Annotated in this window: 21 protein-coding genes and 1 pseudogene; 15 read left to right on the forward strand and 7 right to left on the reverse strand. The window is 41.0% G+C overall.

Annotated elements, in window-relative coordinates; genetic code table 11:
• The 9 genes from DCO44_RS08630 (at position 1) to rplS (ending at position 9,058) form a co-directional block, all read left to right on the forward strand.
• Positions 1 to 987, forward strand: a complete 987-nt coding sequence (locus DCO44_RS08630; protein WP_116761002.1) for a PilW family protein — start codon at positions 1 to 3, stop codon at positions 985 to 987.
• A complete protein-coding gene (locus DCO44_RS08635; RefSeq protein WP_116761004.1) occupies positions 984 to 1,811 on the forward strand; it encodes a pilus assembly PilX family protein in 828 nt (275 codons plus the stop codon). The genes DCO44_RS08630 and DCO44_RS08635 overlap by 4 nt, the downstream gene beginning before the upstream one ends.
• Positions 1,812 to 1,828: 17 nt before the next feature.
• Positions 1,829 to 5,743, forward strand: coding sequence for a PilC/PilY family type IV pilus protein (locus tag DCO44_RS08640; RefSeq protein WP_116761006.1), 3,915 nt, complete (start codon positions 1,829 to 1,831; stop codon positions 5,741 to 5,743).
• 80 nt (positions 5,744 to 5,823) lie between these two features.
• Positions 5,824 to 6,294 carry a type IV pilin protein gene (locus DCO44_RS08645; protein WP_416224524.1) on the forward strand — a complete coding sequence of 157 codons (471 nt, stop codon included), beginning with the start codon at positions 5,824 to 5,826 and terminating at the stop codon, positions 6,292 to 6,294.
• On the forward strand, positions 6,294 to 6,737 hold the full coding sequence (locus DCO44_RS08650) for a type IV pilin protein (RefSeq protein ID WP_116761010.1): 444 nt from the start codon (positions 6,294 to 6,296) through the stop codon (positions 6,735 to 6,737). Before DCO44_RS08645 ends, DCO44_RS08650 begins: the two co-directional genes overlap by 1 nt.
• A gap of 146 nt (positions 6,738 to 6,883) precedes the next feature.
• The gene (gene rpsP / locus DCO44_RS08655) at positions 6,884 to 7,141 is read left to right on the forward strand and encodes a 30S ribosomal protein S16 (protein ID WP_016168678.1); all 258 of its coding nucleotides are present in this window, start codon (positions 6,884 to 6,886) and stop codon (positions 7,139 to 7,141) included.
• A gap of 27 nt (positions 7,142 to 7,168) precedes the next feature.
• Positions 7,169 to 7,717, forward strand: coding sequence for a ribosome maturation factor RimM (gene rimM, locus DCO44_RS08660; RefSeq protein ID WP_116761012.1), 549 nt, complete (start codon positions 7,169 to 7,171; stop codon positions 7,715 to 7,717).
• A gap of 43 nt (positions 7,718 to 7,760) precedes the next feature.
• Positions 7,761 to 8,495, forward strand: coding sequence for a tRNA (guanosine(37)-N1)-methyltransferase TrmD (gene trmD / locus DCO44_RS08665; protein ID WP_116761014.1), 735 nt, complete (start codon positions 7,761 to 7,763; stop codon positions 8,493 to 8,495).
• A gap of 188 nt (positions 8,496 to 8,683) precedes the next feature.
• The gene (gene rplS, locus DCO44_RS08670) at positions 8,684 to 9,058 is read left to right on the forward strand and encodes a 50S ribosomal protein L19 (protein ID WP_004691454.1); all 375 of its coding nucleotides are present in this window, start codon (positions 8,684 to 8,686) and stop codon (positions 9,056 to 9,058) included.
• A 60-nt stretch (positions 9,059 to 9,118) separates the two neighbouring features.
• On the opposite strand, the gene DCO44_RS08675 is transcribed toward rplS, so the two are convergent.
• From DCO44_RS08675 to DCO44_RS08685, 3 genes are all read right to left on the reverse strand, one after another.
• On the reverse strand, positions 9,119 to 10,090 hold the full coding sequence (locus DCO44_RS08675) for a lipase family alpha/beta hydrolase (protein WP_116761016.1): 972 nt from the start codon (positions 10,088 to 10,090) through the stop codon (positions 9,119 to 9,121).
• Positions 10,091 to 10,257: 167 nt separating this feature from the next.
• A complete protein-coding gene (locus DCO44_RS08680) occupies positions 10,258 to 11,241 on the reverse strand; it encodes a lipase family alpha/beta hydrolase (protein WP_116761018.1) in 984 nt (327 codons plus the stop codon).
• Positions 11,242 to 11,276: 35 nt separating this feature from the next.
• The gene (locus DCO44_RS08685; protein WP_116761020.1) at positions 11,277 to 12,311 is read right to left on the reverse strand and encodes a lipase secretion chaperone; all 1,035 of its coding nucleotides are present in this window, start codon (positions 12,309 to 12,311) and stop codon (positions 11,277 to 11,279) included.
• 153 nt (positions 12,312 to 12,464) lie between these two features.
• Here DCO44_RS08685 and truB point away from each other — a divergent pair, with 153 nt between their 5' ends.
• On the forward strand, positions 12,465 to 13,370 hold the full coding sequence (truB, locus tag DCO44_RS08690) for a tRNA pseudouridine(55) synthase TruB (RefSeq protein WP_116761022.1): 906 nt from the start codon (positions 12,465 to 12,467) through the stop codon (positions 13,368 to 13,370).
• Positions 13,371 to 13,383: 13 nt separating this feature from the next.
• A complete protein-coding gene (locus tag DCO44_RS08695; RefSeq protein WP_044739669.1) occupies positions 13,384 to 14,154 on the forward strand; it encodes a sulfite exporter TauE/SafE family protein in 771 nt (256 codons plus the stop codon).
• Between the two features lie 74 nt (positions 14,155 to 14,228).
• Here DCO44_RS08695 and DCO44_RS08700 read toward each other — a convergent pair whose 3' ends face one another.
• From DCO44_RS08700 to serA, 4 genes are all read right to left on the reverse strand, one after another.
• A complete protein-coding gene (locus tag DCO44_RS08700) occupies positions 14,229 to 15,314 on the reverse strand; it encodes a glycosyltransferase (protein ID WP_116761024.1) in 1,086 nt (361 codons plus the stop codon).
• 182 nt (positions 15,315 to 15,496) lie between these two features.
• Positions 15,497 to 16,387, reverse strand: coding sequence for an EamA family transporter (locus DCO44_RS08705; RefSeq protein ID WP_116761026.1), 891 nt, complete (start codon positions 16,385 to 16,387; stop codon positions 15,497 to 15,499).
• A gap of 83 nt (positions 16,388 to 16,470) precedes the next feature.
• On the reverse strand, positions 16,471 to 17,376 hold the full coding sequence (locus tag DCO44_RS08710; protein WP_116761028.1) for an EamA family transporter: 906 nt from the start codon (positions 17,374 to 17,376) through the stop codon (positions 16,471 to 16,473).
• Between the two features lie 285 nt (positions 17,377 to 17,661).
• Complete coding sequence (serA, locus tag DCO44_RS08715) at positions 17,662 to 18,894, reverse strand: phosphoglycerate dehydrogenase (RefSeq protein WP_116761030.1); 1,233 nt, start codon at positions 18,892 to 18,894, stop codon at positions 17,662 to 17,664.
• Between the two features lie 356 nt (positions 18,895 to 19,250).
• Between serA and DCO44_RS08720 the strand changes: the two genes are divergently transcribed.
• From DCO44_RS08720 to DCO44_RS16835, 4 genes and pseudogenes are all read left to right on the forward strand, one after another.
• Positions 19,251 to 20,660: an FAD-binding oxidoreductase gene (locus DCO44_RS08720; protein WP_116761032.1), complete on the forward strand. Its 1,410-nt coding sequence runs from the start codon at positions 19,251 to 19,253 to the stop codon at positions 20,658 to 20,660.
• Positions 20,661 to 20,839: 179 nt separating this feature from the next.
• On the forward strand, positions 20,840 to 21,211 hold the full coding sequence (locus DCO44_RS08725; RefSeq protein WP_116761034.1) for a hypothetical protein: 372 nt from the start codon (positions 20,840 to 20,842) through the stop codon (positions 21,209 to 21,211).
• A gap of 147 nt (positions 21,212 to 21,358) precedes the next feature.
• The gene (locus tag DCO44_RS08730; RefSeq protein WP_016168662.1) at positions 21,359 to 22,222 is read left to right on the forward strand and encodes a hypothetical protein; all 864 of its coding nucleotides are present in this window, start codon (positions 21,359 to 21,361) and stop codon (positions 22,220 to 22,222) included.
• Positions 22,223 to 22,556: 334 nt separating this feature from the next.
• Positions 22,557 to 22,788: pseudogene (locus tag DCO44_RS16835) on the forward strand (multidrug transporter MdfA); the annotation flags it as partial.
• Between the last annotated feature and the right edge of the window lie 11 nt (positions 22,789 to 22,799).

Consider the following 22,799-nt stretch of genomic DNA (forward strand, 5'->3'; position numbering starts at 1 on the left):
ATGAATAACAGCTATGTTTCTATGACAAAACAACAAGGTTTTACCTTAGTTGAATTGATGGTTGCCCTAGTTTTGGGGTTGTTGATCAGTGCTGCTGCAATTCAATTGTTTACTGGTGGGTTGCTGTCTTCTCGTATGCAAGAGGCAAGTGCTGAGTTACAAAACAGCGGTGTGTTTGGTTTGGATTATATTGCCAAAGACATTCGTTTAGCCAATTACGCCAACACGACCAATCCTGAATTAAATGAACAAACCTCATGGGGTGGGATAGTTTTGACGGCAAGGACAGCTACAGTCACAACAGCGAATATTCCAATTCCTGCTTCAGCTCCTTTTGTTTCAAATGGCTTATTAAGCCACAGTCAAGGTGATACTTTAAGTACTGTAACAAATGAATGGCGTGGACTTTCGAATGTAAACCTTACTAGCGACCAGTTAACCATTCAATTCATCTCTCCAAATGCGATGATGAATTGTGAAGGGGCAAGTGTTCAAGCTGGTGATTATGTTATACAACGATATTTTGTTAGACGAGATCCCGCAACTGCTACGTCTGGTACAGATTACGGGCTAGCTTGTGATGCAAATCAACCAACAGCTGCAGGTACAGCACCTGTGTTGCCGCCTACAGCAATTAATGGTTTTGGTGACGCGGGAGAAATTATTATTCCACGTGTAGATCATTTTACAGTGCAATTGGGTGTACGAAATGGTTCGGGTAGTTTGGCATATTACACAATTAATCAATATCGGACGCTTGCAACAACTGAACGTGCGGCATCTAGAATTCCACCACGCATTATTGCTGTAAAGCTTGGGGTCTTAGTGCGGTCAATGGACAATACTAATAACGCGGCTATTGATTTAACGAAGCAAATTCCAATTTTGAATCAAAATGTCACGTTAAATAATACAACCACAAAATTTGCTCGTCGTGTATATACCACCAATATTACATTGCGCAATGGTTTGGGAGAAGCACTATGAAACACAGTACTTTAACTCACCAAGCACAGCGCGGCGCAACATTGATAGTTGTGCTCTTTATGTTGTTGCTCATTACGATTGTGGGCATCATCGGTATTCGGGTTGCAATCACATCTTTAAACATCGCAACCAATAGTCAAGTGGGTCAGCTTTTATTGCAAACAGGTGATACACCGACCAATCAATTTTTAAACGTCGCCAATTATAATGATTTAACGGTTTTAAGTGGTGCAATAGGTAAGGCTATTGAGGAAAACAAGGTAGCACCTGGTAAAGAAATCATTTTTTGCTACAGACCTACCTCCAATCTCAAATTGGGTTCAGCACTTGATACGACAGTGCTAGTACCCCCTGCTAAAGGTGATCCTGCAAATACCAAAGCGACGATAGATTCGACCCAAACAAATCGCAGCGGGTTTTGTGATTTAGAGGCTGATTATGGGAGTGCTCGTCAGGCAGTAGTCACACAAGTTGCTGTGCGCATTCCTACTGATGCCATAACAGATGCAAATCCAGGTTCAACACTTGCGCGAGATACTGATGTCAGTTTGCAATCAAATACGTCTAAAGGAAAAGTTGAGGCTCGTGTACGTGTTACATCAACAGCAATTATGCCGACGTATTCAACAGAAAATCTTGCGACAGTACAAAGTGAATGTATCGGGTCTTCGAGTACAGTCGGGTATATCAATGACAATGTTGATGATGCCGTTTCTGGGAAAAGAACGGTTGCTGATTGTTTAAGAAGTTATGGTATTCCTGTGAATACTCAAGTCCAAGAAATTGATTTACGTAAACGTGATATTCAAATCATAGCGCCATGATGAGTGGGAGAACAATAATGAAACCAAATAAGTTTGAGCGAAAAGATCGCACCCAAATTCATACTGGTGCTGTATTTTCAGTTGTGTTTACGGGGACGTTGCTCATTGCATCTTCTGTTGTTCAAGCGACAGATTTACAAATTTACGCTAAGCCGAGTGCGGGTAAAAAAACCATTGTCATGATGTTGGATACATCAGGGTCTATGAGTTATACGGATTCTGGGCAGACAGGTTCGCGTTTAACTCGTTTAAAAAATGGGATGTATGCTTTTTTAGATAGTAATAACCCTACCCTAAATGAGGTACGAGTTGGTTTGGGGCATTATTCTGTTGGTGGTAATGGGCGAGCAGGCCGTATTCTAGTTGCAGTAGATAAGTTGGGCCCAGTCGGTTCAGCTCAACGCAATGCTTTACGAGCTGCAGTGCAAGGATTGTCAGCTGATGGAGGAACTCCCACAGCACATGCATATGCGGAAGCAGCAGCTTATTTGATGGGGACATCAACCCGAAGCATTGCTACAATTGAGAAAGATGTATATAGATCGCAGGATGTTAATTACTACTCGTGCACAAGTAACTATCCATATTTTAATTCATCAGATCTAAAATGTTATAAAAGAAGAGATGAAGATCGGAGGGGTAATTATACATATGGAGGAGGAAGCATTAATGCTACTTTTGTAGAAACTAAAACATTGTATTATCAATGTAGTAGCCATAATAATACAGATTTTAATTCGGGCACGCAAACTTGTTCAAATTGGAGTTTATTAACGAGTGCTCCTTCTGATACCGAGCTTGCTCAAGATGGCAACAAAGGGACAAATTTAGGTACAATTTACTTTAAATACGAAGAACAATTAAATGGTTCGAATGCTGATAGCGGTTTTGCAAATTCAATTGATTCAATAAAAAATAGTACAAAAACTACTTATGTTTCTCCATTGCCTGCTGAGGCAGATAGAGTAAGTTGTGATGGACAAGGGGTTTATATCTTATCTGATGGTGCTGCAAATGGTACAAGCACTACCAGAGCTACCAATGTGATGAGTACTGCTTTAGCTGATTATGGTAATGGTTTTAGTTGCTCAGGTGGAATGTCTGATGCAAATGATCCTGACGGTAATGCTGGTGGTTGGCATTGTATGGGGGAGTTTGCGAAAAAACTTTTTGATAGAACCAAGAATCCTGCTGGGGTTTCAATTCAGACGGCATTCGTAGGTTTTGGTAATGACATGAATGGACTAACTAAGTCATATGTTCAAAGAGCATGTCAGCTTAGTTCACGTTCTCAAACTGACAGAGGAGGTGATGATGCATGTTCACCAGGTCAGAGCACATATTCAGTCACCTATCCAGGTTATGGTAATGGTGGATTTTTTACGACGCAGAGTGCTGCTGGTGTAACAGATAGTGTTATAGCCTTTATTAATAACTTGGGTGCTGCACCTTTGGAGCCATTAACCACGGGTGCGATTTCAGTACCTGTAGATAATTTGAACCCAAATGGTTTGCAACCTTATGGTTATTTACGTGCCCTAGAACCAAACCCACAGAGTAACAAAGTCATTTGGGCTGGGAACTTAAAGAAATATCAAGTTTTGCTTTCAGGTACGAATGCAGGTGCTTTTGCTGCGGCGAATGGTACAACCTTGGTTTATAATGCAGATGGTGGTTTCCAAGCTAACACCAAGGATTTGTGGAATAGTGCCAGTGTTTATCAGAATGAAAGTTATAATGATGGTGGTATTATTACTCTAGGTGGTGCTTATTCTAAAGTTCCAATGCCTATTCTTGGTCAATCTCAAAATTTAGATGTTACGCCAAAACAATATGCGTATACAGCCAATGAGAATCGCTTACGTCGATTGTATACGGATGTATCTGCAACTGGAGGAGCAACTTTAACGAATGCTGCAAATGGTGCTAGCTTACTTACTATTCCAAGTGGAACTTTGCCCTCTTCTAATATCACAACCTATATTTTGAGTCAGTTTGGTACTCAAACGACACTGCAAGATTTTCCATTATTGGCCAAGCAAAAGTTATTAAACTATTTGGGTTATAGCGTTCCTTTAGACGAAACGGCTACAGCTTTGCCAACCACGTTGACTACTCCAAATTCGCCATATTTAGCAATGGGCGGAAGTATTCACTCCTTCCCAGTTCAGTTGACTTACTCAGGTACACTAGACAGTGCTGGTGAATTAACCAGTACCCGAAGTCAATCAGTATTGTATGGCACAATGGATGGTGGTTTGCATTTGGTCGATGGTGAAACTGGTGTAGAACAAATGGTATTTGTTCCTGCGGAATTATTAAGAGATACAGTATCTTCTAAAGCGTTGGTAAAAGGGCAAGATGATACCAATGCACCTGTACATGGTGTAGATGGTGCATGGGTGGCAGATCCTGCTTATAAAACTCAAAAAGCCACATCATCTTCAGAAAGTAGTATGGTTAAAGCACGCCAAATGAACATTTATGGTGGATTACGCATGGGTGGAAGCAGCTATTATGGTTTAGATGTGTTAACTCCTACGAGTCCTAAATTATTGTTTAGAGTTGGTCCTGATATCTCTAATTATAGCCGAATGGGGCAATCTTGGTCTAAACCAGTATTAGCGAATATTCGTTATAACGGTGCAATTCGTCGCGTCATGATTGTTGGTGGGGGCTATGATCAATGTTATGAAAATCCTAGTTTCCGTTTAGGAGCAACTGTTGCAACAACAGATTATCCTGATACCACTTGTAATAATAAGTCAGCTGCTCAAGGAAATGCAGTTTATATTATTGATGCAAAAACAGGCGAACGTATCTGGTGGGCAAGTTCGACTGGTGCAGACACAAATAATGCTAATATGACGCACAGTGTGGTGAGTCGTATCAGCGCACTTGATCGTGATGCAGATGGCTTGATTGATCATCTTTATTTCGGTGATTTAGGTGGGCAAGTTTTTCGCGCTGACTTAAATAATAGTCAAACTTTATCAGGGTCAACTTACAGTGCATTTGGTGTGCGTGTTGCTCGCTTAGCAAATCTTGCGACGGATGGAACAACTGGCGCGGCATTGACTTTAGGTAAAAATCCACGTTTTTATGAGGCACCAACCGTAACGATTCATGATCAGGGTGCGACTACATTTATTATTGTTGGTTTAGCGTCAGGTAACCGAAGTACACCGCTTGATGTTTATCCAAGTATAGGCCGTGATGGTATGTTACCAACCACAGCCTTGACTGATCGTTTGGTTAACAATGTATACGGTATTATTGACCGTGACTTTATTAAGCGCAATTTAATTACTGGTTCCCCAACCTTAGAGTCAGAAAATAAGACCCTGGCGAATTTGCAAAAAAATCCACAGTTATTATCAGGTATTGTTGCATCTACCTTTATAGGTACAACAGCAACTAAAGATGGTTGGTATCGTTCACTTTCAAGTAATGGTGCAGGTGTAGAACGGGCAGGTGGAAGCTTCCGAGTATTGGGTGGAATGAAAGCCTTTGAGGAACCAGTGGCGATTACAGGAAATCTAATTGTGCCAGTATATGACCCGCAAGGTACGGGTATTGCACCACAAAACCCATGTTTACCACGTGTGGTGGGTGAAACTGACCGTCAAAAATACTGTTTACCATTTGGTGCATGTTTGACAGCGGCAGGTACTGTGGATAGTGATCGAGAAGGTCCTGGAGGAGATGGAGGTGGGACTGGATTTGTGACGCAAACTACATGTCCTGCTGGGGTATCTGAATGTAATGCAAATGCGATTGGTTCAGGCATTCGTGGGATTGCTTTTGTACCAGGTGGAGGAGGTGATGGAGCTTGCGAATCGACGATTAGTACCAATCAGGGGAGTGTGGGTAAATGGGAATGCCGTCGAATTGTCAATCCAACACGGTGGTATGAAAAATGGGTGCAATAAATAACAATAAGATCCCTAAATTACATTCCATTTGGAGTAATTTAGGGCGAAGACAGCAAGGGTTTACCTTAATTGAATTAATGATTGTTGTTGTGATCGTGGCAATTTTTGCTGCGATTGCAATACCAAGCTATTTGAATTATGTACGTCGTGCAGATGCTGGATTAGCCCAACAAGAACTGCAAAAAATTGCGGAACAATTGGAGCGACACAAATCACGTAACTTTTCATATAGAGGATTTGATCCCAATTTTATTTATGGGGTTACGGGTGCGATGAATTCCGTAACGTTGCCCAGAGGGGCAACTAGTTCTGGCATCAAATATACGATTACTATTCGTGACGGTGATGATCCGACTAAGTTATTAACAGATACGACCGCTTCGCCGGCAATTAGAGCACGACGTTGGGCAATGATTGCTGAAACCAGTGATGCTCAAAACTTCAATTTTTTGATGACCAGTTCTGGTTTGCGTTGCAAAAATAAAACAAGAGCAAATGTGACATATTCTGATTGTGGGACAACTGCAACAGGGAGCGAAAGTTGGTAATGAAAGGTTTTACACTTATAGAGTTAATGATTGTTGTGGCAATCATTGGAATTCTTGCGGCAATTGCTTACCCATCTTATACAGGTTACAAGGTTCGTGTGCAAAGAGCAGATGCACAAGCTGAAATGTTACAAATTGCACGTAGTTTGGCGAGCTATAAACTCGCCAACAGTAACTTTGCAGGAAGAACATTATCGAATGTCTATGGTTCGGTTCAAACCTCTGATGGGATGTATGATTTTACGCTCACTGATAGAAATAATGTTGCATTAACAAGTAGTTCCGCTAATACGAATGGTTGGTTGCTGATAGCAACACCTAAATCAGGTACGGCTCAAGATGGAAATGGGGTTATCTGTTTAAATGACCAAGGGCAAAAATACTGGTCAAAGGCTGCAACTACATGCGTACTGTCAGTTGGTTCAACTTGGGATGGTCGCTAGTTCCTAAATTCAAAACTGTGGATAAATCATTTTTTGATCTTTCCCTCATGCTGAATTTAGCGTAGAATGTCGCCCTCTATCAAAGGGGTTTGAAATGTATCGATGGTCGGTACAGGGAAAATCCGTAAAAACTATAAGGTTGTATCATGGTAGTTATTCGTCTTGCACGCGGTGGTGCTAAAAAACGTCCGTTTTATCAAATCATTGTGACTGATAGTCGTAATGCACGTGACGGTCGTTTCATCGAACGTATTGGTTTCTTCAACCCAACAGCTCAAGGTAAAGCAGAAAAACTTCGTTTAGATGCTGACCGTTTTGCTCATTGGGTAGCACAAGGTGCTCAACCTTCTGATCGTGTTGCTTCTTTAGCTGCTCAAGCTAAGAAAGCTGCAGCTACTGCATAATTTTAGATTAAGTAGTAGGTATAGCCCATGACACCAACACAGAATGTTCCCGAAGATCGTATTCAGATTGGACAGTTACGTTCAGCATATGGATTAAATGGGTGGCTCTGGGTCTATTCCAATACAGAACCTATGAGCAACATATTTGACTACCTGCCTTGGTACATTGAGACCAAAGCAGGTTGGCAAATTGTCGATGTAAAACGTTGGAAACCACATGGCAAAGGTTTGGTTGTTTGGCTGAAAGGTGTGAGTGATCGCACAGCAGCAGATAATCTGGTCGGTGCAAATGTCTGGATCTCAAAATCTCAACTGCCTCAAGCAGGCGTGGACGAGTATTATTGGTCGGATTTAAAAGGCTTAACTGTGTTAGGTCTAAATGATGAAGAGCAAGAAGTGAATCTCGGTCAAATCCATGAACTGTTCGAAACAGGCGCTAATGATGTGATGGTGGTTCGCGCAACTGCTGAAAGCATCGATAGTGAAGAGCGTATGATTCCATGGCATAAAGATGTGATACAACGCGTTGATCTCGAAGCTGGTCGTATCTACGTCAATTGGGGCGTAGATTATTAATCCTGTTTAGGATTCACACAGCAGGAAAATAGAGGAGTCTGCGGTGTTTTTTGCAGTCATTACGCTTTTTCCTGAAATGTTTGAAGCGATTACAGCCTACGGTATTAGCGGGCGCGCAGCAAAGCGTGACATTGTACAAGTCCATTGTATTAATCCACGTGAATTTGCTGAGGGCAACTACAAAAGAGTGGATGAACGTCCCTTTGGTGGTGGTCCAGGTATGGTGATGATGGCGGAGCCTCTGGCAAAAGCCATCCAACGTGCCAAACAGCTTGCAGAGCAAGCGGGAGCCGTTCATGTTCCAGTGGTGTATATGTCGCCACAAGGGAAAACCTTAAATGAGCCTGCGGTACAACAGTTTGTCGATTATGATGGATTGATTGTGTTATGTGGACGTTATGAAGGGGTAGATGAACGTTTAATCCAAAAATATGTTGATCAGGAATGGTCAATTGGGGATTACGTTTTATCAGGTGGAGAGCTTCCTGCGATGGTGTTGTTGGACAGTATTATTCGACGTTTGCCGAATACGATGTCTGATGAGCAATCGGCTGTGCAAGATTCTTTTGTGGATGGTCTGTTAGATTGCCCACAATATACCAAGCCAGACCATTTTGAAGGTTTGGATGTGCCCGATATATTGAAGTCGGGACATCATGCCAACATTGAAAAATGGCGGTTTTTGCAGCGTTATCAGCGGACTCTTGAACGTCGACCTGAGTTGGTGGAAAAGGTGGAGTTGACCAAGCAGCAAAAAAAATGGCTTAAAGATTTATAAGGCAGATAACGTCAAGTTATTTTCCAAATCCAATACTTGAACAGTTGTGTTGAAGTATTGTTTATTAGGCTCTTTATGTCTTGAAGCGGTCAAGTATAAAGGGAAAGTCAATCGGGTCTATGCGATTTTAGCCTCTATACCCAGTGGATATCAGACCTCTTCTGACCCACACATATTGGAGATACCCCATGAGCGGTAAGCATCCTTTAGTACAAGCTGTTGAAAATGCACAGCTTAAACAAGACATCCCAGCTTTTGCACCAGGTGATACTGTTATCGTTCAGGTAAAAGTAAAAGAAGGTGATCGCGAGCGTCTTCAAGCATTTGAAGGTGTTGTTATTGCGAAGAAAAACCGTGGTTTGAACTCTGCGTTCACAGTACGTAAAATTTCTAGCGGTGTTGGTGTTGAGCGTGTATTCCAAACTCACTCTCCAATCGTTGCTAAAATCGAAGTGAAACGTCGTGGTGACGTTCGTCGTGCTAAACTTTACTACCTACGTGAATTGTCTGGTAAAGCTGCACGTATTCGTGAAAAATTACCAGCTCGTAAAGTTAAAGCTTAATTTTAAGTTTTTACACGAGTTAAAAAATGCGCCAAATGGCGCATTTTTTATGTTTGATGATTAAAGCCCTTGTAGTTTTAAGCGGTTGGCATGTTGACGATAGACATCGACTGGATCTGGTGAGAATACTGAGCGCAAAGCAAAGAATTGATTAATTACATCTAAATGGTTCCAATTATAATTGTCTCGAATGGTCTTGCCATATTTTGCGCTACAACGTGAAACCAAACCATCATTGTCATTTGGCGCTTGCATCAATAAACCTGTAGCTGCCAATAATGAATCTGGATCAAGAATATTGGTTAAAGTTGAATTACCCGAAAACGAATAGAAGTAAATACCATTTTCTGTTACAGCACCTTCACCACAACTTGTTTTTGGCATACCCAGCGCATACTTTTGACTAAATGATTTAGATCCTGCCTGACTTAAGCTTTTTCCAGCAGCAAGGGCATCATGCGGGAGGGCGTTGGGGTCTTGCTGTTGCGCCCATACAATCGCTTTAGAGCCAAAGTTAATCAGGCCAACCAAGGGGTGTTCTAGCGGCGTGCCTTGAGCAGAAATAATCAAATCTGCCACAGGTGAGCCTTTTAAAGGGCTTGAAATTGCAGTGGAAGACGCGACTTTAGATGGGGCAATATTCGAAACATAAGCAATACTATGTCCGCCGTGACTATGTCCCAGTAGATTGACTTTGCTTGCACCTGTGATGGCTAAAATTTCATCGACTTGTTGTAATAGTTGTTCACCGCGAACTTCCGAGCTATTAAAGGGTGAAACGCGAGTTGCCCATGCATTGGCACCATTACGTGCTAAATCAGGTAAAATTTGATACCAATAATCCACACCCAGTTCATCTGTGCCTGCACGAATCCATCCGCCCATCCCATGTGCAAAGACCAATGGATATTTGGTTTTTGCATAGTTTGAGGTGACGTATTTAGCTTGAATTTGTGATGCACTGGCTTGAGTTTGGGGGGTACTCAGCACACAGGTCGATAGCAGTCCAGCTATCAAGAATCCATATTTCATTGATCTTCCTCTATTTTAATTTTTCTATCGACAAAAATAATTGTCAAAATGAGTATAAAGTTGGGCTGAAGATTAGGCAGATAAATCCGATTAAATTAAATACAATTTGTAACTTTATAATTCTAAAGAAATCCCTCAGAGTCATGTGCCTAGAGGGAGTATTGGCATTAAAGACCTTGAAGTTTTAAACGATTGGCATGTTGACGATAAACATCGACGGGATCTGGGCTGAATAGACCTCTTAATCCCAAGACTTGGTTCACCTCATCTAGGTGATTCCAATCGTAATTATCACGAATGACTTTACCGAAATGGGTGCTGCAACGTGCCACCAATCCATCATTGTCGGTACTGAGATAGGAGATTGGAGCCAGTAGTGAAATGGCACTGTCTGCAACATCAATGACGTTGGTCACTTGAGAGGTTCCAGTCCAAGAATAATAATAGATCCCATTGTTGGAGCTGGCGCCGCTTTTACTACAGTCGGATGCTAAGGCTGTGGTTGGGTATTTTTGATTGAAGACTTGAGAGCCTTTTTCACTGATCGAGCTTAGAGAGGCTTGAAGATCACTTTTCAGCGATGGATTTCCTTCTGCAAAGGTAATGAGTGGTCCAATAATATAATCTGTGGCGATGCTCAAGAGCTGTGAACCCGTTGGGTTTGACAGTAAATCATCTGCGACTTTGGAACCTCTAAAGGTAGCACCCACCCCTGTGAGGGAAGCGACATATTGAGGTTTGACTGCTTCGACATAGCGAATGGTCGGTCCGCCATGACTATGTCCAATTAAATTGACTTTGGGTTTACCCGTAATGGCCATCACTTCTTCGACTTGTTGTAACAGTTGTTCGCCACGGACTTCGGTCGATTCTAAAGGCGAAATTTGTGCAGCAAAGGTGGTTGCACCATTACGTGCTAAGTCAGGCAGAATTTGATACCAATAATCTAAGCCGAATTCAGCGACACCAACACGACTAAAACCAAACATCCCATGGGTAAACAATAACGGATATTTGGTTTTGGCATAGGTGCTTTGAGCGGTGGTGTTTACGCTCAGCACGCCCGCTGTTACCGAACTGGCAGCAAATCCGAGGCATGCGGCGAAACCCAGCAGTGAAAGGCTATGTGCTATTTTTTTCGTTTTATACATATTTTCATCCTGAAAAATGGTTTGGTTGGACAGAATTATTCTGCGAAGGGGAGTTTCCCTCCTGAGTCATGGGTGGTTTCAAAAGTTCCTAGTCGAAGTTGTTCTTGTGGATTTTTAAATTGTTGTTGGCGTAATTGAGCAATGGCTTGTTGTTGTGCAGATTCACTCATCTGACTCTTTAGAATCTGGTCACGCTGCGTTAAATATTCATTCACACGTGATTTCCATTGGCCTCGATCTTGATCCAATTGCTCCAGTCTAGTGGTTGCTTCTGCACCGACTAAATTCATACGCATTTGGCGAAGCTCTTCAGCAGAGCCGCCGCGAGCTTTAATATCACTGGTCAGTTTGCGTAGATCTTCCAATTTAGACAATTGTTCCAGATTCTCACGCCAATCTTCAGGCAATTGTGCAAAGAGTTCTTTTAGTTTTTGTGCCTTTTGAACTTCATTTAGAGATGAATCTGCCATGATCGACATACGGTCTAAGGTATATTCGTGGTAGGTATTTTCTGCACCAAATAATCCCTCAATTTCAGCAGAGGAAAAAAATTGTGCGCGCAAGTTGTTCATCAGTGCAAAAACTTTTCGATAGTACTCAGGGTCTTGTTTATCTAGGTTGGGTTCTTTTAAGTTGCCTAGCTGAACTCGATAGTCGATATAACGATTCCATAAATCAATAATTTGGCTTAACGCAGGTTCTTTGTAGCCTTTTTGCATGTAGCGCGTGAAGTCTTGCTTAATTTGATTAATCTGTTTTTCCCCATATTGGGTAATGAAATATTCAAAGCAATTCCGTGTTTGTTCATTCACGATTAAATGCTGACTTTGATTTAAACTGAGCTGACAATTCACTTCAGTATCTTGTTGGCTTGTACTGACAAAAGGCTGTGTGGAGCCATGTGATGCCGTATGTCCTGTAAGTGAGGAAGTTGAATTTTGCTGCGCGTCTACGAGTGGATGGGGGGCCGTGTTGGAGCCTGTGGTTGCACTCGGTGCAAGCCACACCAGAAATCCGAGTAGAATAATCACTACAACGGCGAGTATCAGCCATAATTTCTTTTTTTGCATATCCTATGCCTAATATCCATTTTTAATTTTTATGCAGTTCATTTGCTGAACTTGTTTTATTGTGCAATGCGAACGCAAATAAACAACAGAAAAGTTGTAAAACTAGATGAGCGGTTGTTAGTATTGCGGCAGTTGAAATACGTGTTCTGAGTTATGAAATCATCTGCTGCAAAAATCCAGCGCCGCGCGGTTCATGGGGTATTTTTGTTAAATAAACCCTTGGGTATTAGTTCAAATGCGGCATTACAAAAAGTACGCTGGTTATTGAGGGCAGAGAAAGCAGGGCATACAGGTGCTTTAGATCCGCTGGCATCAGGCCTATTACCGATTTGCTTTGGTGAAGCCACGAAGTTTTCTCATTTCTTATTAGATTCAACCAAGCGTTATCAAACCACGATACAGCTTGGACACAGCACAACGACGGGTGATGTGGAAGGGGCGATATTACTTGAACAAGCGGTGCCAGAACTGACAGAAGCTAAAATTCAGCAGGTATTGAATCAGTTTGTTGGAGAAATTCAGCAAATTCCTCCGATGTATTCTGCACTCAAAAAGCAAGGTCGCCCGTTGTACGAATTGGCACGTAAAGGGATTGAAGTGGAACGTGAAGCACGTCCTATTACAATTGAGGCGATTCAGCTACTTTCATTTACCGAAAGCAGTATTACGTTGGATGTGACTTGCTCTAAAGGCACCTATATTCGTGTGTTGGGGGAAGATATTGCCAAAGCTTTAGGGACGCAAGGGCATTTGACCTATTTGCACCGTATTCAGACCGGTCATTTTGAACTGATTCCAAGTTACACGATTGAATATTTAGAAGGTTTAACTGAACAAGAGCGCGAAGCACTGTTGTTGCCTGTGTATGCACCTGTTCAGCATTTTACTCAAATTCAAGTTCCTGAAGGTCGGGCAGAATATTTTAGTCGTGGCATGGAAAGTAATATTGATCATGCTGCGGAAGTCCAAGTGCTGGTTTTTGATGGTGAAAAGTGCTTGGGTCTGGCTGAAATCAACGATCGAAAGCGTTTAATTCCTAAACGTGTTTTGAATCTGTAGGTGGCTGACAATGATGGAACTTGATCTGATTCTGAGTCTGGTCTTCTTTGCTTTTTGTGCAGGTGCCATTGATGCTGCTGTGGGTGGCGGTGGACTCATTCAAATCCCTGCGATTATGGGGGCAATGCCACAGTTGGCACCAGCCACAGTTTTTGGCACCAATAAACTTTCTTCTATTTTTGGTACGGCATCTGCGGCGTTTTCATTTATGCGTCGCGTATCATTGTCGTGGAAATTGCTATTGGTGATTGGGGTGGGGGCTTTTATTAGTTCCTACTTGGGAGCCGCCTGTGTTTCCATGATTCCCACCCAAGTACTGAAACCCTTTGTGCTGTGTATGTTGATTATTATCGCAATTTACACATTCATGAAGAAACAATTTGGTCAGGTACATTTTCAACAGGAAATCACCACTAAAATACTGGTACTTGCAGCGGTCGGCAGTGTCTTGATTGGCTTTTATGATGGAATTTTTGGACCAGGAACGGGCAGTTTCTTTATTTTCTATTTTATTCGCTACTTAAAAGTCGATTTTCTTCATGCTTCGGCGCTCTCCAAAATTGCCAATTTCATGACCAATTTTGCTGCATTGAGTTTTTTTGTGCCCGCAGGTCATGTGTTATTTGGCATTGGTTTAACCATGGCCGCTGCCAATATTGCAGGTTCTTTGGTTGGGGTTAAACTCGCTTTAAAATATGGCAGTGGTTTTATTCGTATTATCTTTTTAATATTGGTGTCTATTTTAATTGTCCGATTAAGTTACCAAATTCTCTTTCCTGCTTAATAGCTCAACGCATCTATGTTGTATCAATAATTAAATCCAATTTCTAAGCTTACCCTTGCCGCGGCAAGGGTTTTTCATTTATAGAAGCGTAGATTGGTAATGAGTCGTGCTTCTTCGGAGGCAGGGTATTTTTGCTCCATCAATAATTTGAGGATGGCTTTTTTGCCTTCCTCTTTATAGTGTGGGCAATAAGAGGCTGCAACACTCAGTTCATCCAGCGCACGCCATGTGTAGACACTGTCATTAACAAATAGAATATCGCTCGGACGTTTGATCTGGCAAGCTTGCAAAGCAAATTGACATGCTGTTTCAAATTGCTTTTGTTCACGATAGTAGCGTGCTAATTCATATAATGGCTCTGCACGTTGTGGACGGCTGACCCAAGCTTGTAAATAAGCAGTGCGAATACTTTCCGCAGATTGCTTTAATTGTTCGGTTAATTGTGCTGCTCTAAATTGTGCCATCCAACGCTCTTCTTCCCAGCCATTCGCATTGGCACGTCGTTGATAGGCTTCTAGTGCCTGTTGAGGCATGTGTGCATCTTGGTAACTTTGCGCAAGATAAAATTGATAACGTAAATTTTCTGGTTCATCCAGAATACCTTGCTTTAAAAGGTCAATATCTTTGAGATAGGTTTGTGGGTCATGTCCGCGGGCACTGTCATGTTGCACAAAAATTTGAGGACCTTCAAGAGATGTCCATTGATGAGGCGAAGTAGAATCAAGATATTCATGTAATACCCCTTTCCAAACCCAAGGCAATTTGGTCGAGATCATGGCATTACGTTGATAACGTAAATGATCATAGATGCATTCAAAATAATACGCTGTACCCGATAATGTGCCCCATTGAAATTCTGGTTTTACCAATAAGCTTTCATCGGCATCGATAAACATTAAATAGTCGGCATGGGGAAGGGAAGAATCCTGAGCCAATTGTAAAGCTTCGGTACGATTGAAACCAAAATTGTGCCAAGGGCGTTCAAACAGCTTGCCAGGCAAATCCTGCATAAACTCTTGAATCAGTTTTTGTGTACCATCGGTTGAACCCGTATCGACAATCACCCAAGAATGAATCCACGGTTTGACCGATTTTAAACATCGTAAAATCACAGCGGATTCATTTTTGACAATCATATTGAGGCGAATATGTGGTTGCATTGTTGTTCTTATGTTCCCTTTAATTCTTTTGATTATAGTAGTTTTTCAGCAAATTGAATTCAAGGGTATTCCAGTAAGCGCTATTTTAGTTGAGGATACTTGGCTGGATAAAATTCTATCGTTTAAAGAGCAGTTGCTGATATTAAATACAGCAACTGCTTTTGATGGATTAAATCTGGATTTTAAGAGGTCGATGTTTCTGCATTCGCTTCTGGTGCTGTGCGACTGGCGCGATAGGTGACCCCGACCGAAGCGGTCATAATGCACATGAGGGCTAAAGTTTGCCAAACGGTAATATGTTCTTTTAATAACAGCATACCAGCAATCGCTGCTAAAGCAGGAGATAAACTGGACAGTGTGCCATAACTGAGTTTACTCAGACGTTTGAGTGCCATTAAATCAAGTGTATAAGGAATTGCAGTGGCTAGGAGGGCAATCATTAAGGCTTGTGGCCAGTATTGAAATTGCAACATCGCTTCAGGATTACGGATACTGTTAATAGGTAATAAAATGAGGGTCGACAGTACGATGGCGATACTCAACGCATGCATCCCTATATTCTGGCGTGCAACTCTTTGACCAAAATAAATATAAAATGCCCAACAAATACCTGCACCTAATGCATATGCTGCACCAATATAAGAAAAATTGTGGGCGTGTGCATCTTGCCAAGGCACCATCAGGGCAATCCCTGCAATCGCGAGTCCGACCCAAATATAATCACTTTTGTGTTTAATCGAGAGCAGCGCTAAGGTCAAGGGTCCTAAAAACTCTAATCCAACGGCAATGCCTTGTGGCAACTTGCCTAAAGAGGCATAGAACAAAACATTCATGACGCAGACTGCGGCGCTGTAAAACAGTAAATCACGCCATTTTAAATCCGGTAGGTGCTGGATGATTTTCCATGAACGGAACATCAATACCACCAAAATAGAGGCAAAACTGAGACGTAAGGTTACTACGGTAAAAGGGTCTAATGCTTGCATGAGCTGCTTGGCAAATGAGGCACTGACTTGATATGCCAACATGGATAACACCATGAAAAATACGGCACTCAGTTGACTGTTTAGCATATCAGTTGTGGTCTCCATGACAAAGAAAGCAAAAAGAAGATTAAGTGAAGTTAAAACATAGTTATGATGAATATTTTAGCGAATCATATTGATTCACTAGATGATTTTAAGTTGGCTTCGGTACGGCGTTTGGCTTGTTGTGTGGTATAAGTACAGCCAATTGAAGCGGTAATAATGGTGCCAAGTGCTAGCCACTGTGTCCAAAGCAATTGCTCATTTAAGAATACAAAGCCAGACAGTGCCGCAATTGCAGGTTCAAGGCTCATTAAGGTCCCAAAACTCAATGCAGTTAAATTACGTAAGGCAATCATTTCTAAGGTAAAGGGTAAAGCACTTGCCAGAACGGCCAAACCGATAAAATAGAATAAATTGGGGGGCTGGAAAACATGACTGGTCATGCCTGAAAATAAGGCGACGGGTAGTAAGCACAGCATGCCGACGAACATGCCCAAACACACCGTATGATTGCCTGAAATACCCGAAGGACGTTGACCTGCAATAATATAAACTGCCCAACATGCCCCTGCGCCAATCGCGAAGGCAATGCCTATTAAATCGAGCGATTGTGTGGCTTGGTCAAAAGGAAACAGCAGGACTAAGCCTAAAATTGCCATACTGACCCAAAGTAAATCGTATTTTTGCCGTGCATAGTACAAGGCGACGCTTAAGGGTCCAATAAACTCAAATGAGACGGCAATACCCAGTGGGAGTCGTTCAATCGATAAATAAAACAGTCCATTCATGCCTGCCAGTGCAATGCCATAACTTAAAATAGAAGACCAACGCACGCTTTTAAAATTAATTTTCCAGATTTGAAAAATAACCGCCAGAATCAGCGCACCGAGCAGCATACGCATGGCAGAAACGGTAAGAACTGGAAATTGCTGAAACAGAATTTTGGCCAATGAACCGCTACTTTGCACACAGAGCATGGCAATAAAGAGCAGGAAAACCGCTTGTAAATAGGAGGGGGTTTTAAAGTTCAACATGAGTTAGGACATTTTGTTTTATATCAGATGATCAATTTGTATATTTTTTTCAATCATAACACTGTGCAGGTGAAATAGCTTGTCAGGGATGAACTAAATTAGTGCAATAGATGCAGAACAAAACTAGAGCGTATTGGAATGCTGAATTGAAAAAAAACCGATCTATTCCCCATAGGCAATAGATCGGTTTTGAGCTGTGAAATGCTTTTTATTGACCCAATTAAGCGGAGGATGGATCAATAAAAAACCACAGACACAAGTCTGTGGTTTCTCACATTGAATAACTTAGAACAATACGCGAACGCGGATTGTACCTTCAACGTCTTGTAATGTATCAAGTGCTTCTTGAGATGCAGTTGCATCAACATCCATGACTAAATAGCCTACATCACCTTTGGTCATTAAAGACTGACCAGAGATGTTGATGCCGTGTTCAGCAAACAAGTTGTTGATTTTTGAAAGTACGCCAGGCACATTCTTGTGAATGTGAAGTAGACGGTGTTTACCTTCAGTTAATGGCAATGCAATTTCTGGGAAGTTTACAGCAGAGAGGGTCATCCCTTTATCTGAGTAAGAAACGAATTTCTCAGCAACTTCTAAACCAATGTTTGCTTGCGCTTCCATAGTCGAACCACCCACGTGTGGGGTTAAGATCACGTTTGGAATGTTACGTAGTGGAGAAACAAATTCTTCACCATTGGCTTTTGGTTCTTTCGGGAACACGTCAATCGCAGCACCAGCTACATGACCTGACTTTAAGGCATCTGCTAAGTCTTCGATGATGACACATGTGCCACGTGCAGCATTGATGAAGATTGAACCTTCTTTCATTTGTGCAAATTGGTCTTTACCGAAGAAGTTACGTGTAGACGGAACATCTGGTACGTGTAAAGAAACCACGTCAGCATTGGCAAGAAGTTCAGCCATGCTACCGACTTGACGTGCATTACCTAAAGGTAATTTAGTGACTGCGTCAAAATAGATGACTTTCATCCCCATGCTTTCAGCTAAAACTGAAAGTTGAGAACCGATTGAACCATAACCCACGATACCTAAAGTTTTACCGCGTGTTTCAAACGAACCTACAGCCGATTTGTTCCAACCACCCGCATGTGTATCTGTTGATTTTTCAGGTACACGGCGAAGAAGAAGAATAGCTTCTGCAAGTACAAGTTCAGCCACTGAACGAGTATTTGAATAGGGTGCGTTAAAAACTGGAATACCACGAACCATCGCAGCATTTAAGTTCACTTGGTTGGTCCCGATACAGAAACAGCCCACAGCAATCAATTTGTTTGCTGCTTCAAAAATTTCTTCAGTCAACTGAGTACGGGAACGAATACCAATGAAATGTGCATCTTTGATCGCTTCTTTCAACGCTTCACCCTCAAGCGCAGTTTTACGATAATCGATGTTGGTGTATCCAGCAGCATTTAAAGTGTCGACTGCGTTTTGGTGAACGCCTTCTAACAACAAGAAACGAATTTTATCTTTAGGCAGGGAAAGATGTTGGCTCATTACGGCTCCGCTACAAAGGCCAAATTTGGTCGCGGTATCATAACATAGGACTTAGGTCGATATACATTTCCTTTATGACGCAACGATCAGGTATTTTGGCGAAATATACGTCACAACCTGTCGTTATTGGTCTAACTAAGCCTGTAATTTACAAGGTAACCTTGTTAAAACGCGATTTTCTGCGGGTTTTGACGAAAAATGGCATATAATAATGCTCCGTGAAAAAATACGGTGCAGATGGACTGTCCGTTACTTCACGCGCTGTCTAGTTATTGTTCCTTTGTTACCGCTGTTTCAGTTGAATAATGCATTAGATTCGACACCACTTGTTTACTTCATTGCAAGGTCTGAAAACGATGAATGCTCCAGTCGCTTTAACCCCAGAGTTGTTGACCCAATTGACCGAAATTGTTGGCGAAAACCGTATTAAAACGGATACCGATAGCCTGCAAAATTGGGGTCGAGATCATACTAAACACTTTGACCCAAATCCTTCCGTTGTCGTTTTCCCTTCAAGCACTGAACAAGTTCAAGCTATTGTTAAACTCGCAAATCAATACAATGTTGCGGTGACACCATCGGGTGGTCGTACAGGTTTATCTGCGGGTGCTGTGGCAGCCAATGGTGAAATTGTAGTCAGCATGGACAAAATGAACCAGATTCTGGAATTTTTCCCTGCTGACCGTATGGTACGTGTACAAGCGGGTGTGGTGACTGAACAATTACAAAATTATGCTGAAGAACAAGGTATGTATTACCCTGTTGATTTTGCTTCTGCGGGTTCTTCACAAATTGGCGGTAACATTGGCACCAATGCGGGCGGTATTAAAGTCATTAAATATGGCATGACGCGTAACTGGGTGTTGGGCTTAACCGTGGTGACGGGTAAAGGCGACATTTTGCGTTTAAACAAAGGCATGATTAAAAATGCTACAGGTTATGCGCTACAGCATTTATTTATTGGTGGTGAAGGTACTTTAGGTTTAGTGACTGAAGCTGAAATTAAATTAGAGCGTCAACCGCAAGACCTACAAGTCATGGTGTTGGGTGTGCCTGATTTTAATGCGGTGATGCCTGTATTACATGCGTTCCAAGCTAAAATTGATTTAACTGCATTTGAATTCTTTGGTGAATTGGCGATGCAGAAAGTTTTAGATCATGGACATGTACAACGTCCATTTGAAACACAATGCCCATTCTACGTATTACTTGAATTTGAAGCGCCGTTTGAGCCAATTATGGACAAGGCGATGGAAATTTTTGAGCATTGCATGGAACAAGGTTGGGTGCTGGATGGCGTGTTGAGCCAAAGCCTTGAGCAAGTGGAAAGCTTATGGCGTTTACGTGAAGACATTTCTGAGTCGATTGCGCCATTTACCCCATACAAAAATGACATTTCAGTTTTGATTACCCATGTGCCTGCCTTTATTCAAGAAATTGACAGCATTGTGTCAGAAAACTATCCAGACTTTGAAATCTGCTGGTTTGGTCATATTGGCGACGGTAACTTGCACTTAAATATTCTTAAGCCTGCCGATTTAAGCAAAGATGAATTCTTTGCGAAATGTCAGGTGGTGAATAAATACGTGTTCGATACTGTGAAAAAGTATGATGGTTCTATCTCTGCCGAGCATGGTGTGGGCATGACCAAAAAGCCGTATTTGGAGTATTCACGCAGTGCTGAAGAAATTGAATACATGAAAGCTTTGAAAAAAGTATTCGATCCAAACGGGATTATGAACCCTGGTAAATTATTCGATTTATAAGTTTACATCGAATGAAATACTAAACACCGCAATGGCAACATTGCGGTGTTTTTTTATGCATTAATGAAATCGATAAAAATCTCAATCAAGAAAAACAAACGCTACATTGTTGCCATAGAGTTATGTGGCTAAGCATTGCATCATAACAGGTATGTAATGATATCTATGGGGAATTTGTCATGTTGCGTTTAGTTTCGGTTTCAGCCTTATGCTTAGGATTATTGGCAGGCTGTGCCACCACACAAAATTTAGTCAATAAGGTCAGCAGTCCAGACACACCTTTGGCGCAAGTATTAAAACAACGTCCTGATTTAGTCAAAGAATTATCTACCGTAGAAATTCGTCAATTTTTTAACAGTGTAGAAGCACCAACGGCTGCACAAGTGAAAGTGACGGAAACAGGTTTAATGGACGATTCAGTCCGTTCGATTCGTACCATCTATAGTTTTAAACATATGGATAATGACTGGAAATTGATCGAAACTGAAAAATCGTATCAATGTATGCGTGGTAAAAATACCAAGAATTTCCAAACGGCGAAGTGTTCTTGATGATTTTATATAAATGAATTAAGGGAAAATTAAGTCATTGATAAAGAATGAGGAATAATTTAAGGTTTCTATGATTGGTTTTATATTAATCAATTGATTTTTTAAATTTAATGTCGTAAAAAGCACTCTGTTAAAGAGGTTCTTTTTATGGCATTAGCAAAAATATTACAAAAACCTTGGTTAAGTTCAGCTTCTGTTATTTTAACTGGTTTGTATTATGGCACATTGGATATTTGGGGCGACGATTGGAAATGGATTTCTGAACATAAAGATTTGCATGGATATATTTATAGTTTTTTAATGTTAGTCACAATTATATTTGTTTTATGTAAGTGTTTTATTGATATAAAAGAAGAAAAAATTAAGAAAGATAAAGAGGAGTTATTGAAAAAATTTTTAATATTTATAAAAAATGTAGTTCAGGCAAAAAGAACACGTTTTTTTGATAGAGTTTCAAGGATAGAGCAAAGTAAGAGAATTAATTTTTTCGATGAAATTACTCATCCAAAAGATCAGATACGATTCATTATGACGCAGGCTGTAGAGTTTCTTGAGTTTTATGGGGTAAATAGAACGCATATAGAAATGACTGTATTAGGTACTAATAGTGAGTTAGGAACTTGGGAATACGCTTTGGTTTTAGATAGACAAAAGCAATATACTGACCCCAACATCATTATGGCGAATACATCCTTGGCAAAGAGGGTGATTGATAGTGGCGAAAGTACGTTTATTAGTGATTTGAATGAAGGCGTTCAACAGAATTTATTTTACAAATCCAATAGATCTGATAGTGTGAGTAATATAGGTTCTATTTACTGCAAACCTGTAACATTAAAAATTCAAGATAAAACTTACAAATATGTTTTTACTCTAGTATCATACGGCACTTATTTGTGCTCACCAAATGATCAGCAAGAAGCTAACGAATTTGCAACACTTCTTGATGAAATTGGAGATAGAGTGGAATTAGAGCTGTATCTTCTAGCAATGAAACAGCATAAAAAATAAATAGCGGGGATTGAAAATGGCCAAAACTGTTAAAGTTAGAGTTATCGTATCTAACTCATCTGCTACCAATAAAGATTCGTCTAATATCGCAAAAGGTCATAAACATCTAAGTTTTTTGGCAGGATATTTTAAGTCGAATACGTCTACTAAAAAAGAATATAAACCGACTTAGTGATAAATAATTGAATTCTTGTTTATTGTTTGAAAGTAATTTAAAAAACCCACATTAAAGTGGGTTTTTTCATGATTCTAAATTTCTAATAGTATGTGAGGGAGCTTTTTTATTATAAGTTGGTGTCGTTTTATTTTATAGAAATCTAATTTTTAAAGATTAATTCAAAAAGTTCAAACAACTATGTTGAACCTTGCTACGCTGATGTTTTCTTTAGCCTTAGTGCTGTTCGAGTTAAAATTATTTAGTCCAATCTACCATACTGGCCATCACCAAAGAATTTGGTGTCAGCAGCAGTTGGGCACCTTATTCCATTTCTTTTTATTTGCTGGGCGATGTTTGTGTAGCATGGTTGTTGGATTCATTGTCAGATCATTCGCATCGCCAAAAAATACCCTCAACGTC

The organism is Acinetobacter sp. AM, from assembly GCF_003105055.1.
Taxonomy (GTDB): Bacteria; Pseudomonadota; Gammaproteobacteria; order Pseudomonadales; family Moraxellaceae; genus Acinetobacter; species Acinetobacter tibetensis.

Excerpts from the sequence above, each read along its gene's own strand:
- DCO44_RS08630 (WP_116761002.1), top strand. The coding sequence starts at position 1 with ATGAATAACAGCTATGTTTCTATGACAAAACAACAAGGTTTTACCTTA.
- DCO44_RS08635 (WP_116761004.1), top strand. The coding sequence starts at position 984 with ATGAAACACAGTACTTTAACTCACCAAGCACAGCGCGGCGCAACATTG.
- DCO44_RS08640 (WP_116761006.1), top strand. The coding sequence starts at position 1,829 with ATGAAACCAAATAAGTTTGAGCGAAAAGATCGCACCCAAATTCATACT.
- DCO44_RS08645 (WP_416224524.1), top strand. The coding sequence starts at position 5,824 with ATGATTGTTGTTGTGATCGTGGCAATTTTTGCTGCGATTGCAATACCA.
- DCO44_RS08650 (WP_116761010.1), top strand. The coding sequence starts at position 6,294 with ATGAAAGGTTTTACACTTATAGAGTTAATGATTGTTGTGGCAATCATT.
- rpsP (WP_016168678.1), top strand. The coding sequence starts at position 6,884 with ATGGTAGTTATTCGTCTTGCACGCGGTGGTGCTAAAAAACGTCCGTTT.
- rimM (WP_116761012.1), top strand. The coding sequence starts at position 7,169 with ATGACACCAACACAGAATGTTCCCGAAGATCGTATTCAGATTGGACAG.
- rplS (WP_004691454.1), top strand. The coding sequence starts at position 8,684 with ATGAGCGGTAAGCATCCTTTAGTACAAGCTGTTGAAAATGCACAGCTT.
- DCO44_RS08675 (WP_116761016.1), bottom strand. The coding sequence starts at position 10,090 with ATGAAATATGGATTCTTGATAGCTGGACTGCTATCGACCTGTGTGCTG.
- DCO44_RS08680 (WP_116761018.1), bottom strand. The coding sequence starts at position 11,241 with ATGTATAAAACGAAAAAAATAGCACATAGCCTTTCACTGCTGGGTTTC.
- DCO44_RS08685 (WP_116761020.1), bottom strand. The coding sequence starts at position 12,311 with ATGCAAAAAAAGAAATTATGGCTGATACTCGCCGTTGTAGTGATTATT.
- truB (WP_116761022.1), top strand. The coding sequence starts at position 12,465 with ATGAAATCATCTGCTGCAAAAATCCAGCGCCGCGCGGTTCATGGGGTA.
- DCO44_RS08695 (WP_044739669.1), top strand. The coding sequence starts at position 13,384 with ATGGAACTTGATCTGATTCTGAGTCTGGTCTTCTTTGCTTTTTGTGCA.
- DCO44_RS08700 (WP_116761024.1), bottom strand. The coding sequence starts at position 15,314 with ATGCAACCACATATTCGCCTCAATATGATTGTCAAAAATGAATCCGCT.
- DCO44_RS08705 (WP_116761026.1), bottom strand. The coding sequence starts at position 16,387 with ATGCTAAACAGTCAACTGAGTGCCGTATTTTTCATGGTGTTATCCATG.
- DCO44_RS08710 (WP_116761028.1), bottom strand. The coding sequence starts at position 17,376 with ATGTTGAACTTTAAAACCCCCTCCTATTTACAAGCGGTTTTCCTGCTC.
- serA (WP_116761030.1), bottom strand. The coding sequence starts at position 18,894 with ATGAGCCAACATCTTTCCCTGCCTAAAGATAAAATTCGTTTCTTGTTG.
- DCO44_RS08720 (WP_116761032.1), top strand. The coding sequence starts at position 19,251 with ATGAATGCTCCAGTCGCTTTAACCCCAGAGTTGTTGACCCAATTGACC.
- DCO44_RS08725 (WP_116761034.1), top strand. The coding sequence starts at position 20,840 with ATGTTGCGTTTAGTTTCGGTTTCAGCCTTATGCTTAGGATTATTGGCA.
- DCO44_RS08730 (WP_016168662.1), top strand. The coding sequence starts at position 21,359 with ATGGCATTAGCAAAAATATTACAAAAACCTTGGTTAAGTTCAGCTTCT.